Below are 12743 nucleotides of genomic sequence, written 5' to 3'. Positions count from 1 at the left end.
CCTGATAATTAACGCAGGTTTCCGACACGCAGCAACTCTGCTGTCTCTTCCATGGCAGCTGTTAGAAATATCAGCCAGGCAGATGCCGTCTTAACATTCAAGCCGAATACGTCTGGTTAAGCCAGCAGCAGAAGGCTAAAATAGCGCCCAAACGCATTTTCACTATTGAAGACACAGCTTCTAACTCATCAGACGGAATCATTGCATGAAAATAATTTCCTGGAATGTCAACGGCATTCGCTCGGTTCAAAGCAAAGGCTTTGCCGAAACGCTCGCGCTACTCGATGCCGACTGCATTCTGCTGCAGGAAACCAAGGCCCAGGCCGACCAGATCGACAAGGCGCTTGAAGGCATCGACGGCTACCGCATTTACTCCAACTGCGCCGAACGCAAGGGCTATGCCGGCGTAACGCTGTTATCCCGGCAAACGCCGCTGCAAATCATCAACGATATCGGCATCGCCGAGCACGACCGCGAAGGCCGCGTGATGGTCGCCGAATTCGAGCATTTTTTCCTGCTCAACGTTTATGTGCCGAATTCGGGCGAGGCATTGGCCCGACTGGATTACCGAAAAATCTGGGATACGGAGTTTCTGGCCTATTGTCAGCAACTGCAAAGCCTTAAGCCGCTGATCGTCTGCGGCGATTTTAATGTCGCGCACCGGGAAATCGATATCGCCCGTCCGAAACCGAATTACAATAAATCGGCCGGTTATACCCAAGTCGAAATCGATGGTTTCAGCCGTTTTATCGATGCCGGGCTGGTCGACACCTTCCGGCATTTTCATCCTGACACCGTCGCCTACAGTTGGTGGAGTTTTCGGGCCGGCGCCAGGGCAAGAAACGTCGGTTGGCGGATCGATTATGTGCTGACCAGTGAAGCGCTGGTTGGGAAAGTCAAGCAGGCCTTTATTCTGCCGGAGATTGTCGGATCGGATCATTGTCCGGTCGGCATCGAGATCGATCTTTAAGGATTCTTAAGCTATGCCCATACGCGAGCAACGGATGCATGCCCACCGCGTTGCATTATCGAAGTGCAGCAGATGCCCCGAGATGATCGGCCCGGTCGTGAGCGGGGGCCCTGTACTCTCGCCGATTCTGCTGATCGGCCAGGCGCCCGGCGATAAGGAAGGGGGCTTTGGCAAACCGTTTGCCTGGACGGCTGGTAAAACGATGTTCAAATGGTTTGAGCGCATCGGGCTTGATGAAGAAAATTTTAGAAAGCGTGTTTATATGGCTGCGGTGTGCCGCTGTTTTCCGGGTAAAAATCCCAAGGGCGGCGATCGTGTGCCGAGTCCGGGCGAAATCGGTAACTGCGCGGGCTGGCTGCAAGCGGAAATCGGTTTGCTTAAGCCCGATCTGATCCTGCCGGTCGGCAAACTGGCGATCGGCCAATTGATGCCCGTCAAAAAACTCAACGAAGTGATCGGTAAACTTCACCCTGTCACTTTTCACGGCCACCGCACAGAGGCGATTCCGTTGCCCCATCCGTCCGGTGCATCGACCTGGCATCGGACCGAATCAGGCCTCGCGCTGCTGGAGTCGGCATTGACGATCCTGCAACACCATCCGTCCTGGCAACAAATTTGCCAAGCCCGTATGTCGGGTATTTTGTAGGTTGGGACTGACGTAAGAAAACCCAGCAATTCAGCTGCAAAGACTTAAAATGTGCGGGTCGGGGTTTGTAACCCCGACCTTAACGTTTTGAATAATACTTGCGCAAAACCTTTCGAACGGGGTTACAAATCCCGTCCGGCATGAATCAGCGGATCAAAATGTTGGGGTTCGTACCTCACCGCCAACCTATAAAGACTTAAACCCTCAACAGCGCCTTGGCCATTCTTTCAGAAAGCTGTTCTTCGACAAATTACGGTTCGTTGGGTGGATGAAGTTCCAGTTCCACTTCATCCAGTTCAAAATTATATTCTTTGCCCAATGCGATCAGTTCTCTGATTTTTTGTACTTCCAACAGTTTTTCCTTGTTCGCTACACGCTATAAGGCGTGTTAATCCAGTTTAAAGTACCGCGACATCACGTTCGGGTAAATAAGAAAAATCTCCGCTAATAGCCTTAAAAACCACTATTCACAACTCCAGCACAGACTTAAACCTTCGTCCTGAGATTCGAAGGATTCAAGTATGTTTTCTTTAATAATCAGCCTGCAGAGAAGTGAATAGTTTAATAGCGTGAACAGGCTTGGGAATGCCAAAGCCGCCGATTTTTAGAGCTAGTGCCTATAGGTGTTCATACGAATTGTGTATTTAGTTCGGAAGATTGTATTGTTAGGACGTGATTGATGGGGTTTTATGAGCTGATGATAACTTCGTTAAAGTCAAAGATAGGCGTCCAGCTTTTTTATTAGGGTTCGGAAACAGATTTGTGTCCGGATGTCAGGATAGATTTTTTTATATGAAGAAGAACATGACAATCAATAATCCGAGAGGTGTGTCATGAAAGTAATCTGCAAATCGGCACGGTTAAATCATATTTTATCAAGGGGGCTGATCCTGAGCTAACCGTTCAAGAGCAATATTCAATTAACGCCATAACAGAAGAAAGGTGATTTTATGTATGTCAATGCTCATGCGCTTCTCTCACTGGTCGCAGGAATTTTGATTCTGGTTCGTCCGGCCTTATTGAATTACATCGTCGCCATTTATCTTATTATCATCGGTGTCCTGGGCTTGGTCAGATGATTTCCCTTAATGTCAAAAAAGCCAATGATATTTTGGATTTTCATCGAAAACTGCCTATACGCCAATTCTTAACCTGGGTTCTTGTGAATCCGTAGATCAACAGAAGGTACACATCATGTTTACAGCTAATACATTCTTGAGATCAGGGGCTTCAGCAGCACTGATAAGCTTACTTTTATTCCTGACGGGCTGCGCATCGGCACCGCCAAAAGAGACGCTCTCCAAGGCCGATGTAGCCATTCAGAACGCAGAGCGGGCTGGGACCTCGCAGTACGAACCACAACTGCTAAGCAGCGCCCGCACAAAACTCGATCGCGCCAAAAAAAATATGGCTGATGAGGAAAATGACGAGGCACGCAGAATGGCCGAACAAGCCCTTGCCGAAGCGACTTTGGCTAATGCCAAAGCCGAGGCGGCAAAACAAGCCGAGCAGGCGAATGAAATGAAGAAGGCGATCGACGCCTTGAAACAGGAAACTTCGCGAGCAAGCGAAGCTCAATAACCAGCCATATTGGAGGCGTACCATGCGATCACTAATCCCTTTCCAGCCATTATGGCTGATCAGAATATCCCTTGTCCTATGGAGCGTATTGATGGCAGCTTGCGCACCAACCGTCAATATGAGTCTTGAACGAGCCCGGACGGACTATCAACAAGCTTCAAACGAACCCGCAGTGAAGGCCCATGCTTCCGCGGATTTGTTTGCCGCGGAAAAACTGCTGCAGCAAGCCGAAGCCTCCTGGCAGGAGGATAATGATACCGACGAAACAGACCATCTTTCTTATCTGACAAGCCGGAAGATTGATTTGGCACGAGCCATGGCTAGTCAGGCTGCATCGAAAAGAGCCTTTGAAGAATTAAGTGCGCAAAAAGACCAGATTCGCCTGCAAGCCCGCGAAGCTGAAATCGCGAAGCTGAAGGCCAAAAAAGTCCCGCAAGGCATTCTGGTGACCTTGGGCGATGTTCTGTTTGATACGGCGCGTTCCAATCTCAAAGCCGGGAGTCTTCAGAAGATCTACCCCTTGGCGGAGTATTTGAAAGGGTATGCCGAAACTATGGTTAAGATCGAGGGCCACACCGACAGCCAAGGTTCTGCGAACTATAACGCCGAACTATCGCAACGGCGGGCCGAGGCCGTTAAAAGTTTTCTGGTCAGCAACGGCATCGCACCGGAACGAATCAGCGCACAAGGCATGGGCGAGGATTATCCGATTGCGACGAACTCAACCGCCGCGGGTCGCCAACAAAACCGCCGTGTCGAAGTGACCATTACCGATGTCCCCAAAACAATGGCGCCAGTTTATCCTGGCAAAGGCATGTGATGGGTGCTGATGCAGCACAATGTTTTTTATAAAATTTTTCACCTGTTTTTATTACCATGAAGGACATGAAGATAATGAAGGAAGAGCCAACGCGCTTTTTCGAATAAGGTGCTTGCTTGCGTATGATACTCAAAGCAAGGGATAAAAAAGCTTAGTTTTTGTGACTTCGTTTCAATATAACACCTGAAGTCAATACCAATTTCTTCAAGTTCTTCATGATCTTCATGGTAAAAATTTATTACATTTTTTGGAATCAGCACCCAAATAGAGATACCTTAAGCAGTTGCTTCAACTGTATTTTTGGGTTTTGTAATTGTGCGAGGCAAGCATTGGTGTAATCGTTCGACAAGCTCAGGAGAGCCTTGCCGCACCAAGTCGAAAACGATTTATTCAGTGCTTCCCCAGATAACATCCCAATTTTATTTTGTTTTATTTTATGGAAGGAGAATCAGTCATGTCTACTCATAATCATCCCCGCCGAATTGTATTGCGTAGTTTATTTGCTACCGGATGCGCATTGTGCCTGCCACGTTTGAGTCTGGCCCAGTCGGGTAAGATGGCCAAGGCGCAAGCGCAATACCAGGATCAACCGAAAGGTGATCAGAAGTGTGGCAACTGCATGCATTTTATCCCGCCTGATTCCTGTATGGTGGTCGAAGGAAACATCAGCTCCGATGCGTGGTGCAGGCTTTGGGTTAAGAAGCCTGCGGAAGCGCCAATCGGCAAAATGTGATGCCCATTCAAGTAGCTGTGCAATGGGTCACTGCCGTGAGGAATAGTGATCGCGCTTAGCCAACCGGCAAACCGAGGAATACACTCATGAAAATAAATTTCTCTTTAAGCAATATGGAACCAATCTTGGCCTTGATCTCCGGCATTCTCATTTTGATTATGCCCCAGCTTTTAAATCTTATCGTGGCCATTTATCTGATCGTGATCGGTGCATTGGGATTAACCTCCAGACTTTGAAACTATTTCATATTATGGGAGCTGAACATGAAAACAAGATACTTGGCCATTCTGGCATTGATTTTGTCATTAATAGGTTTCACGGCTATCGCAGACGAGAAGGAAACCGAGCAAACTTCGGATATTTGGCTTAAAGCGAAAATCGTGACGACTTACGCTTTAAGCGAACATCTGAATCCTTTCACGATAGACGTCGATGTGAACAATGGTATGGTTACCTTGACCGGCACGGTGGAAAGCGACATCGAAAGTGACTTGGCCGGCGAAATTGCGAAAGGCGTCAAAGGGGTCAAGAATGTCGACAACAAATTGAACACCAGTCCTGAAGCGCAACGCAATCCTGAACAAAGTTCATTCCTGCATTTTGTGGAAGATGCCAATATCACCGCCAAGGTGAAATCCAGGCTGTTGCTGAACCCAAATACGCATGGTTTGAAAATTCATATAACAACAAAAAATGGTGTTGTATTCCTTGAATGAGAGTTGAATTCGGATATCGAGGCTGATTTGGTGCGCCAAATAGCTCGTAATACGAAGGGGGTAGTCGATGTTGAGGATAAACTGACAATAAGGAAAAAATAGCCCCCAATGAATGAAGACATCAACACGATGGTTGTTGAAAAATCACCTGAAGCTTTGGAGCATTATCCTGCGGAAAGATTCGCGATAGGTTTTCATGTCCTTTCATATTGCTGCTCGGCGACATACGGAAGCATGAAATGCGACCGAAAAATCAATCGTGCGCATTTTCTTTTTAGATTGATATGATGGGTTGCGCTATGGATGCGGTCAGGTAAAAGATAGGGCCTTTATGTACTCGCTCGGGTGCACGGCTTACAATACCAAAAGCATGGATTCATCAGTAGGGCGGGCAAAAAAGCCTGCCCACTCTACTGACGGCTACATGCAGTTGTGACTCGACTCGAGAGTATGGAGTGAACTGCCTTACAGAGTCTTAAACTCTCAACAAAGCCTTAGCCATTCTTTCAGAAAGCTGTTCTTCGACAAATTGCGGTTCGTTGGGCGGATACAGTTCCACTTCATCCAGTTCAAAATTATATTCTTTGCCCAATGCGATCAGCTCCCTGATTTTTTGAACGGCTAACAGTTTTTCTTTCAATTTTGGATCTGCTTTTGCTAGTTCAGAGAATGCTTTTATTTGTGCAATTGACATGGTGTTTACTCCTATGGTTTAAAAATATGCTTTGCATTACAAAGCAGTTGATGAAAAATCGAGTGTTCGCTACACGCTATAAGGCGTGTTAATCCAGTCTTTAAGTACCGCGACATCGCGTTCGGGTAAATAAGAAAAATCTCCGCTGATATCCTTAAAAACCGCTAAACCGCAGTGCGGGGAAACCAGCTTGCCTTTAACCATATAAAAGAACCAGGCAAAGGGATAACCCGCCTGCCGGTCGAAACGGGCCAACAGGTTATGCAGCGGGGTGCCTTTCTTGCCGTTGATATCGTCCAGTTGCGGCACGTTTTTTTGCTGGGTATTGATAAGTTCGACGTTGATGATTTGTTCCCCGAAGCGTCCGGTATGCCTGAAAGGCCGGACAATCCAGTCATCGGAAAGTGCGGCTTTTTGCTGGGCGCTGCTTCGGTTCCAGTCATCCATAAAACGTTGTGCCGGATGTTCTTTGATATGGTATTTATTGATTTCATCCATGAAAATCGACACGTCAGTTTTACGTCGATAAGAATAACGCGACGTTCCAATACAGAATGTTTCTATGCATTCCGGCTCCAGTGGATCAATAAATTCTTCTAAATCTTCCGGCGGATTATGCTCATTAACCAGTAAGCGATCCGACATCTCATGGGTTTTATCGATGTCGATCTGGATGAACTGTTCCGCTTTGCTGCCGGTTTGAATAACAAAATACAGGGTATTGCCGGTCTGCCGTGTGGCAATCAGCTTTTGCTCCCGTGCGTGATCGATCAGGGTTTGCAGGTTTTTGCCGCATTCGATATAGGTTCTTTCCGTCCATTCGATCAAATCATTGGCGATACGGTTGCCGTCCATATCGACAATGCCGCCCAGGCGATACCATTCGGCGCCTGTTCTGGCTAAGCGAATCGGATAGCCGGGGTTCAGCGATTGAAGTTTAGCGAGTATTAATTCATCGTTGTGGTCGGGCAGGGTGTGCTTACAGATTTTTGCAAGCTGTTGCCCATTCATCTGAAAAGGTTGATCAGCCATACACTGTTTCCTATTTCTCGTGCCCATGTGTTGCATGGGCAATGCTTGTTAATCGTTCCTGCGCCACCGCCCTGACATCAGGCTCGGGATCGTCAAGCAGACCGACCAATGCTTCGGCAGCAACGCGTTGGGCCGCGGTATAACGCACCACCCAGTCGGCATCATTGAGCATGATTACGACATCATCGGGGTTCATCCGTTCGGCGACAATGCGCCTGACTTCAGGTGCATTGTCATGAGCCATTAAACCCAGGCTGACTTCGGGCAAACGTTCGGCAACGATTTTTCGTACTTGCAGGTCTATATCGCGAATAAAGCGGAACAGGCGTCCTTCCGGCAGTCTTCCGGCTATCGTTAATCTGACGATATAGTCTTGATCGCCAGCCATCTTTTCCAGATCGGCGGGCGCAATACGATCGGCTACGGTCATGCGTACTTCTCTATCCGGATCATCGATTAACAGATGCAGCTGGGACACGGGTATCCGATAGGCGATTGCGCGCCTGACCACTTCATCTTCATCATGAATCAGCTCGGTCAATGCCTTTTGCGGTGCATAACGGACCGCAATAGCGCGCCTTTCCCAAAAATTGTCGTGCAGATAGTGCTCGGCATAACCGGGGTTAACGCGAAAAAAGCGGTCAATCTGCCGGCCGCTTTCAACGAATACACAGGTGTCGCCGGGCATGCAGCGCCCCATCAGCAGCGTCTTGCCGCGAAAAGGACAAAGGCTGCAATCGGCAAAAGGAACGCTGACAGGGCTTTCACGACTGGACATGCGATAACTTCCGTTTAGTCCGCGATGACTTCTGCAACGACGATGCCCGTGGCAACGTCATAATCATTGGTCAGGCACAGACAGTGTTCCCGGCCATCAACTAAATAAAGGTTGAACTCTTTATGCTCAATGACCGGCGTGTTATTGGGCAGATCGTCATCCATGCAGTAAGTGAAATGGATACTTGGGTATTGCTGTCTTAGTACCGACAAATTCGCCTGGAGCGAATTTGAACGGCCTGCGGCCGGCCCGGAGGGTGAAACACAGGGATGTGTTTCATAATCCGTGGTTTCATCGACACCCAATGCTTCGATTTCTGCCGCTATGGCGTTGACTTGATTTGTGGTAATCATCCCGTCGCTTCCCTTTCAAACCTGAATCGATTAGTTGCATCAATGCCCATAACTTTAGCCAGCCAGGGCGGCGGAGTACCGGCAATAACGGTTTGCAGCTGATCAATGATGTCGGCAATGGTGTCAATGCCGGGCAGCTTCATGGGATGTATGCCCAGCTTGACAATCTTTGCCGCCGCAGGACCGCCAACCGAGGCGATATAAAGCACCTGGCAATCCTGAATCAGTTCCGCCCTGAACACGTTTTTATCATCCACTTCCAGGCCCTTAGGTATGTCAGGGTTGCGGATGTCGATTAACCGGGCCTCATCGGCTGAAATCTGATAAACCATGAATTGGCTGCAAGAACCGAAATGGCCATCAACGTTAATGCCGTCATTACTGGCGCAGGCGATACGAACGGAGCCGGGCATATCGCCGTCAACATAGGCTTGTCGTTCCTGCACGCCTGCATGGGAATGCAGACCGGATTTAAGAATGCTTAAAGCATGCGTCAATAAAGGCTCGTCGACATCTAAAAACTCACCCGCCACCGCAGTTTTAAGTGCTTTCAGATTAATGCCGACAATTTTTTCTTCAGTGATAGGAAGGCCGATGCAATTAGTCAATACTGAAAGCAAGCGTTTGGCATCAGTATCGGGCAAAGCGCGAGCCGCCAGCCCGATACGTAAAGCCAGTTCTCGCGAGAGTGTAGTCTGGCTGTTCATCTGCTTATGCCTCTAAAGGTAAAATGCAGTTATCGATAGGGCATACTTTGACACATTGGGGTATGTCAAAATCGTCCTTGCATTCGGTGCAGGTTTTTTTGTCGATTTTAAAGACAATAGAACCTTCCGTGATCGACATGGTTGGGCAGACCGGTTCGCAGTCGCCGCATGAAATACAATCCGCTTCAACAATATATAAAGCCATGATTATTCTCCTGAATCTAAACGTAAGGCGCGTAGGGTAAGAGGGAAGTCGGGCTGTTCATTCATCGGTTCGAAATAATATTTTGAACCGTCGCTGAGTAGAACTTCACCGCCCCATTTGTCGGGGCTATCGAATTCAACGGATTCCGCCACTTCTTCCAAATCTTTTTTAGGCACATAGAAGACTAATTTGCCCTCTGCATTTTTTTTCAACATAACACTAGGCATAGCGTTCTCCGTTTACACGCATTTAAGGGTGTGGGGGCGACTTCAGTCGCCCCCACATACTTTCGATAACTTAACGAATCAAATCGTAGTTATAGTCCGTTGTACCCATGTCTTTGGTTTCTTTATCCAACTGTTCCAGCACGGCATTAACCAGGGTTGTCAGCATATAAATAGCGCCTTCGTAACCCAGAGTTGTCATTCTGTGCAGATGGTGCCGGTCAAAGATCGGGAAGCCAATGCGGATCAACGGCACTTCAAACTCTTCGCCTTTATAGAAGGTGTCGCGTTGAATGAACTTGCCGTAAGAATTGCCGATCATGAAGTCCGGCTTGTTGGTAAAGACCAATGAACGGAAATGCCATAAATCTTTGCCGGTATGGACTTGAGTTTTTTGTCCGTAAGGCGAATCGCTGAGCATTTTCTCGATGGCTTTTTTCCAACGTTTGTTGGCATGGTTGCACAATACATCGGTCGGCTCGGCGCCCATTTCCAGCAGGAATTTGGTCATGCCCATCACGAAATCCGCATCGCCGTACAAGGAAAACTTCTTGCCGTGCATCCAGGTGTGCGAGTCGGTCATCATGTCCACCAAGCGACCGCGTTCCAGTTCCAGAGAAGCAGGAATCGGTTTGCCGGTCAGTTCGGAGATTTTCATCAGGAATTCATCGGTCCATTCCAGGCCCATCGGAATATTGATGGCGGTAGCGGGTTGATGCATGATGGTTTGCACATACTTTTTGGTTTTTTCCAACTGCCAGGGTTGCAGCAACAAGGTGTCGATCGCATTAGGCGCGTCTTTCACTTCAGCCTGGGTAGTGCCGCCCGCATATAGGCGGAAGGTGCCGTCAGCCGGTGTATCCAATACTTCGGAAGGATCGCTCAATAACGAGTAATCGACGCCCATTTCCTTCATCATGCGATGCATGACGCGGTAGTTGCCCAGATAGGTTTCAAAGCCGGGAACCAGGTTGATCTTGCCGTTTGAACCGACTTTCTTGTCGTCCATATGATTCAGGGTGAAATACTTCAACATGCCTTCGAACATATTGTCCCAGCCGGTGGTATGGCTACCGACAAAGCTTGGGGTATGCGCATAAGGTATTGGAAATTCCTGCTCGATATGTCCGGCTTTTTTAGCGTTATTGATAAACGCATTCAAGTCGTCACCGATAACTTCAGCCATACAGGTGGTTGATACGGCAATGATCTCCGGCTTATACAACGCTTTGGCATTTTCCAAACCGGCCATCATGTTTTTCTGTCCGCCGAAAACCGCCGCATCTTCAGTCATGGAGTCGGAAACGCAGGCAACAGGCTCTTTGAAATGACGGTTGAAATAGGTACGGAAATAAGCGACGCAACCTTGCGAACCATGAACATAGGGCATCGTCTTTTCAAAACCCAGCGCACAAAGCACCGCGCCTAAGGGTTGGCAAGCTTTAGCAGGGTTTACGGTTAACGCTTCACGGTTAAAATTGAGTTCTTGGTATTCCTTGGTGGTGGTCCACTGAAACACTTCATCAATTTTTTCCTGGGGATGACGCTCTTCATAAGCTTCACGTTTGTTGGCGAGGCTTTCCTTGTATTCATCGTTACGGAATAAAGGGTAGCTCGGTTGTATGTTTTCGACTTCTTGACTCATGATAATCTCCTACGCGCCACTAATCTGTGGACGACGGTTGAAGGAGTAGGAGCGGTTGAGGGGGAATCCCGCTCCTACACAAAATTAAGCGCTTGCGGCGACCGCTACAGCTGAATTTTCAGCTGTTTTCCAGGGCACTTTCACCTGTTTCCAACAAGGGTTATTCAGTGTCATGTCCATATCTCGTGCAAAGATCGCAAAGCCGTCATAGCCGTGATAAGGGCCGGAATAATCCCAGGAGTGCATTTGACGGAACGGAATGCCCATTTTTTGGAAAATGTACTTTTCCTTGATGCCGGAACCGATCAAATCCGGTTGAACCCGCTTAACGAATTCTTCAAACTCATAACCGGTCACGTCGTCATAAATCAGCGTCGCATTGCCCATTTCCTTGATGGTGCGGTCATAGTCATCGTTGTGGCCGAATTCATAACCGGTACCGACCACTTCCATGCCCAAGTCTTCATACGCACCGATCACATGACGCGGACGCAAGCCGCCGACATACAGCATTACGCGTTTGCCTTGCAGACGCGGTTTGTATTTGGCGATAACCGCATCGTAATCGGACTGATATTTGGCGATAACCTTTTCAGCGCCTGCCTGAATTGTTTCATCAAACAACGCAGCAATCTTGCGTAACGATTCGGCAATTTTGGTAGGGCCAAAGAAGTTGTACTCGATCCAGGGGATTTTGTATTTTTCTTCCATGTGCCGTGCAATGTAGTTCATTGAACGATAGCAATGGATCAAATTCAGTTTCACCTTGGGCGTTTTTTCCATTTCCGCAATCGTACCGTCACCGGACCATTGGGCGACAACGCGCAAACCCATTTCTTCCAGCAAGGTACGCGAAGCCCAGGCATCGCCGCCGATGTTGTAGTCTCCGATCACCGCGACATCATAAGGCGTGGTGGGGAAGCTATCGTCGCCGTCGCGGTTTTCCAATACCCAGTCCCGAATCGCATCATTCGCAATATGATGGCCCAGCGATTGGGAAACGCCGCGAAAACCTTCGCAACGAACCGGCACCACAGGTTTGCCGATTTCCTTGTTGGCTTTCTTGGCGACCGCTTCAATATCATCGCCAATCAAGCCGATAGGGCATTCAGATTGAATGCTGATACCTTTGTTTAACGGGAATAATTGTTCGATTTCGTTCATTATTTTCGCGAGCTTTTTATCGCCGCCGAAAACAATATCTTTTTCCTGAAAATCGGAAGTAAAGTTCATCGTGCCGAAGGTATTGATGCCCGTCGTACCGACATAATAGTTACGACGACCGGCACGCGAATACTGACCGCAGCCGACCGGGCCGTGCGAGATATGAATCATATCTTTAATCGGGCCCCAAACCACGCCCTTGGAGCCGGCGTAAGCGCAACCGCGAACGGTCATAACGCCGGGCAAAGATTTACGGTTTGAGGTAATACATTTGTTTGATTTTTCCAGGGATTGATCGTTAACGGTTAAATGTTTAGCGCGATCTTTCCTGGCTTGTTCCGGATAGACTTCCAGCACTTCTTGAATAAGCGCTTCGGTCTCTTCTTTTGTTAAAGCTGCCATGATTGTCTCCAACTTATGCCGCGGGTAATCTCCCGACAGGCAGGTTTTAGGACGGAATGTCTGTGGAGGCGAC

17 protein-coding genes are annotated in these 12743 nt (G+C 48.3%); 8 read left to right on the top strand and 9 right to left on the bottom strand.

From position 1 onward, the window contains the following. The first annotated feature begins 205 nt into the window (after positions 1-205). From RW114_RS00585 to RW114_RS00550, 8 genes are all read left to right on the top strand, one after another. Positions 206-970 carry an exodeoxyribonuclease III gene (locus RW114_RS00585; RefSeq protein WP_340120775.1) on the top strand — a complete coding sequence of 255 codons (765 nt, stop codon included), beginning with the start codon at positions 206-208 and terminating at the stop codon, positions 968-970. 34 nt (positions 971-1004) lie between these two features. Continuing rightward, on the top strand, positions 1005-1616 hold the full coding sequence (locus RW114_RS00580; protein ID WP_340120828.1) for a uracil-DNA glycosylase family protein: 612 nt from the start codon (positions 1005-1007) through the stop codon (positions 1614-1616). Positions 1617-2566: 950 nt separating this feature from the next. Then, positions 2567-2695, top strand: coding sequence for a DUF3096 domain-containing protein (locus tag RW114_RS00575; protein WP_340120774.1), 129 nt, complete (start codon positions 2567-2569; stop codon positions 2693-2695). Between the two features lie 115 nt (positions 2696-2810). Continuing rightward, entirely contained in the window at positions 2811-3197 is a 387-nt protein-coding gene (locus tag RW114_RS00570; RefSeq protein WP_340120773.1) for a DUF4398 domain-containing protein, read from the top strand. Positions 3198-3219: 22 nt separating this feature from the next. After that, positions 3220-4017 carry an OmpA family protein gene (locus tag RW114_RS00565; RefSeq protein WP_340120771.1) on the top strand — a complete coding sequence of 266 codons (798 nt, stop codon included), beginning with the start codon at positions 3220-3222 and terminating at the stop codon, positions 4015-4017. Positions 4018-4471: 454 nt separating this feature from the next. After that, positions 4472-4750 carry a hypothetical protein gene (locus RW114_RS00560; protein WP_340120769.1) on the top strand — a complete coding sequence of 93 codons (279 nt, stop codon included), beginning with the start codon at positions 4472-4474 and terminating at the stop codon, positions 4748-4750. 86 nt (positions 4751-4836) lie between these two features. Continuing rightward, positions 4837-4986 (top strand): DUF3096 domain-containing protein, encoded by a 150-nt coding sequence (locus RW114_RS00555; RefSeq protein WP_340120768.1) that lies wholly within the window; start codon positions 4837-4839, stop codon positions 4984-4986. A 27-nt stretch (positions 4987-5013) separates the two neighbouring features. Then, positions 5014-5466 carry a BON domain-containing protein gene (locus RW114_RS00550; RefSeq protein WP_340120767.1) on the top strand — a complete coding sequence of 151 codons (453 nt, stop codon included), beginning with the start codon at positions 5014-5016 and terminating at the stop codon, positions 5464-5466. A gap of 475 nt (positions 5467-5941) precedes the next feature. Here RW114_RS00550 and RW114_RS00545 read toward each other — a convergent pair whose 3' ends face one another. From RW114_RS00545 to nifD, 9 genes are all read right to left on the bottom strand, one after another. Next, complete coding sequence (locus RW114_RS00545) at positions 5942-6160, bottom strand: Nif11-like leader peptide family natural product precursor (RefSeq protein ID WP_340120766.1); 219 nt, start codon at positions 6158-6160, stop codon at positions 5942-5944. Positions 6161-6229: 69 nt separating this feature from the next. After that, positions 6230-7192: a hypothetical protein gene (locus RW114_RS00540; protein ID WP_340120765.1), complete on the bottom strand. Its 963-nt coding sequence runs from the start codon at positions 7190-7192 to the stop codon at positions 6230-6232. 10 nt (positions 7193-7202) lie between these two features. Further along, entirely contained in the window at positions 7203-7970 is a 768-nt protein-coding gene (locus RW114_RS00535) for a 4Fe4S-binding leucine-rich repeat protein (RefSeq protein WP_340120763.1), read from the bottom strand. A 14-nt stretch (positions 7971-7984) separates the two neighbouring features. Beyond that, positions 7985-8323, bottom strand: coding sequence for a DUF6129 family protein (locus RW114_RS00530; protein WP_340120762.1), 339 nt, complete (start codon positions 8321-8323; stop codon positions 7985-7987). Beyond that, on the bottom strand, positions 8320-9030 hold the full coding sequence (gene nifX / locus RW114_RS00525) for a nitrogen fixation protein NifX (protein ID WP_340120761.1): 711 nt from the start codon (positions 9028-9030) through the stop codon (positions 8320-8322). The genes RW114_RS00530 and nifX overlap by 4 nt, the downstream gene beginning before the upstream one ends. 4 nt (positions 9031-9034) lie before the next feature. Beyond that, on the bottom strand, positions 9035-9235 hold the full coding sequence (locus RW114_RS00520) for a 4Fe-4S binding protein (RefSeq protein ID WP_340120759.1): 201 nt from the start codon (positions 9233-9235) through the stop codon (positions 9035-9037). Between the two features lie 2 nt (positions 9236-9237). Continuing rightward, on the bottom strand, positions 9238-9462 hold the full coding sequence (nifT, locus tag RW114_RS00515) for a putative nitrogen fixation protein NifT (protein ID WP_340120758.1): 225 nt from the start codon (positions 9460-9462) through the stop codon (positions 9238-9240). A 70-nt stretch (positions 9463-9532) separates the two neighbouring features. Next, the gene (gene nifK, locus RW114_RS00510) at positions 9533-11104 is read right to left on the bottom strand and encodes a nitrogenase molybdenum-iron protein subunit beta (protein WP_340120757.1); all 1572 of its coding nucleotides are present in this window, start codon (positions 11102-11104) and stop codon (positions 9533-9535) included. Between the two features lie 84 nt (positions 11105-11188). Then, a complete protein-coding gene (gene nifD / locus RW114_RS00505; RefSeq protein WP_340120756.1) occupies positions 11189-12670 on the bottom strand; it encodes a nitrogenase molybdenum-iron protein alpha chain in 1482 nt (493 codons plus the stop codon). Between the last annotated feature and the right edge of the window lie 73 nt (positions 12671-12743).

The organism is Methylobacter svalbardensis (assembly GCF_037671525.1).
GTDB lineage: Bacteria > Pseudomonadota > Gammaproteobacteria > Methylococcales > Methylomonadaceae > Methylobacter_A > Methylobacter_A svalbardensis.
This window is presented reverse-complemented; position numbering and strand designations above follow the sequence as displayed.

What these genes read in the sequence shown, in the direction of transcription:
- RW114_RS00540 (WP_340120765.1), bottom strand. Translation starts at nt 7,192, where the DNA reads ATGGCTGATCAACCTTTTCAGATGAATGGGCAACAGCTTGCAAAAATC.
- nifK (WP_340120757.1), bottom strand. Translation starts at nt 11,104, where the DNA reads ATGAGTCAAGAAGTCGAAAACATACAACCGAGCTACCCTTTATTCCGT.
- RW114_RS00580 (WP_340120828.1), top strand. Translation starts at nt 1,005, where the DNA reads ATGCATGCCCACCGCGTTGCATTATCGAAGTGCAGCAGATGCCCCGAG.
- RW114_RS00530 (WP_340120762.1), bottom strand. Translation starts at nt 8,323, where the DNA reads ATGATTACCACAAATCAAGTCAACGCCATAGCGGCAGAAATCGAAGCA.
- nifD (WP_340120756.1), bottom strand. Translation starts at nt 12,670, where the DNA reads ATGGCAGCTTTAACAAAAGAAGAGACCGAAGCGCTTATTCAAGAAGTG.
- RW114_RS00575 (WP_340120774.1), top strand. Translation starts at nt 2,567, where the DNA reads ATGTATGTCAATGCTCATGCGCTTCTCTCACTGGTCGCAGGAATTTTG.
- nifX (WP_340120761.1), bottom strand. Translation starts at nt 9,030, where the DNA reads ATGAACAGCCAGACTACACTCTCGCGAGAACTGGCTTTACGTATCGGG.
- RW114_RS00570 (WP_340120773.1), top strand. Translation starts at nt 2,811, where the DNA reads ATGTTTACAGCTAATACATTCTTGAGATCAGGGGCTTCAGCAGCACTG.
- RW114_RS00560 (WP_340120769.1), top strand. Translation starts at nt 4,472, where the DNA reads ATGTCTACTCATAATCATCCCCGCCGAATTGTATTGCGTAGTTTATTT.
- RW114_RS00545 (WP_340120766.1), bottom strand. Translation starts at nt 6,160, where the DNA reads ATGTCAATTGCACAAATAAAAGCATTCTCTGAACTAGCAAAAGCAGAT.
- nifT (WP_340120758.1), bottom strand. Translation starts at nt 9,462, where the DNA reads ATGCCTAGTGTTATGTTGAAAAAAAATGCAGAGGGCAAATTAGTCTTC.
- RW114_RS00520 (WP_340120759.1), bottom strand. Translation starts at nt 9,235, where the DNA reads ATGGCTTTATATATTGTTGAAGCGGATTGTATTTCATGCGGCGACTGC.
- RW114_RS00585 (WP_340120775.1), top strand. Translation starts at nt 206, where the DNA reads ATGAAAATAATTTCCTGGAATGTCAACGGCATTCGCTCGGTTCAAAGC.
- RW114_RS00550 (WP_340120767.1), top strand. Translation starts at nt 5,014, where the DNA reads ATGAAAACAAGATACTTGGCCATTCTGGCATTGATTTTGTCATTAATA.
- RW114_RS00565 (WP_340120771.1), top strand. Translation starts at nt 3,220, where the DNA reads ATGCGATCACTAATCCCTTTCCAGCCATTATGGCTGATCAGAATATCC.
- RW114_RS00555 (WP_340120768.1), top strand. Translation starts at nt 4,837, where the DNA reads ATGAAAATAAATTTCTCTTTAAGCAATATGGAACCAATCTTGGCCTTG.
- RW114_RS00535 (WP_340120763.1), bottom strand. Translation starts at nt 7,970, where the DNA reads ATGTCCAGTCGTGAAAGCCCTGTCAGCGTTCCTTTTGCCGATTGCAGC.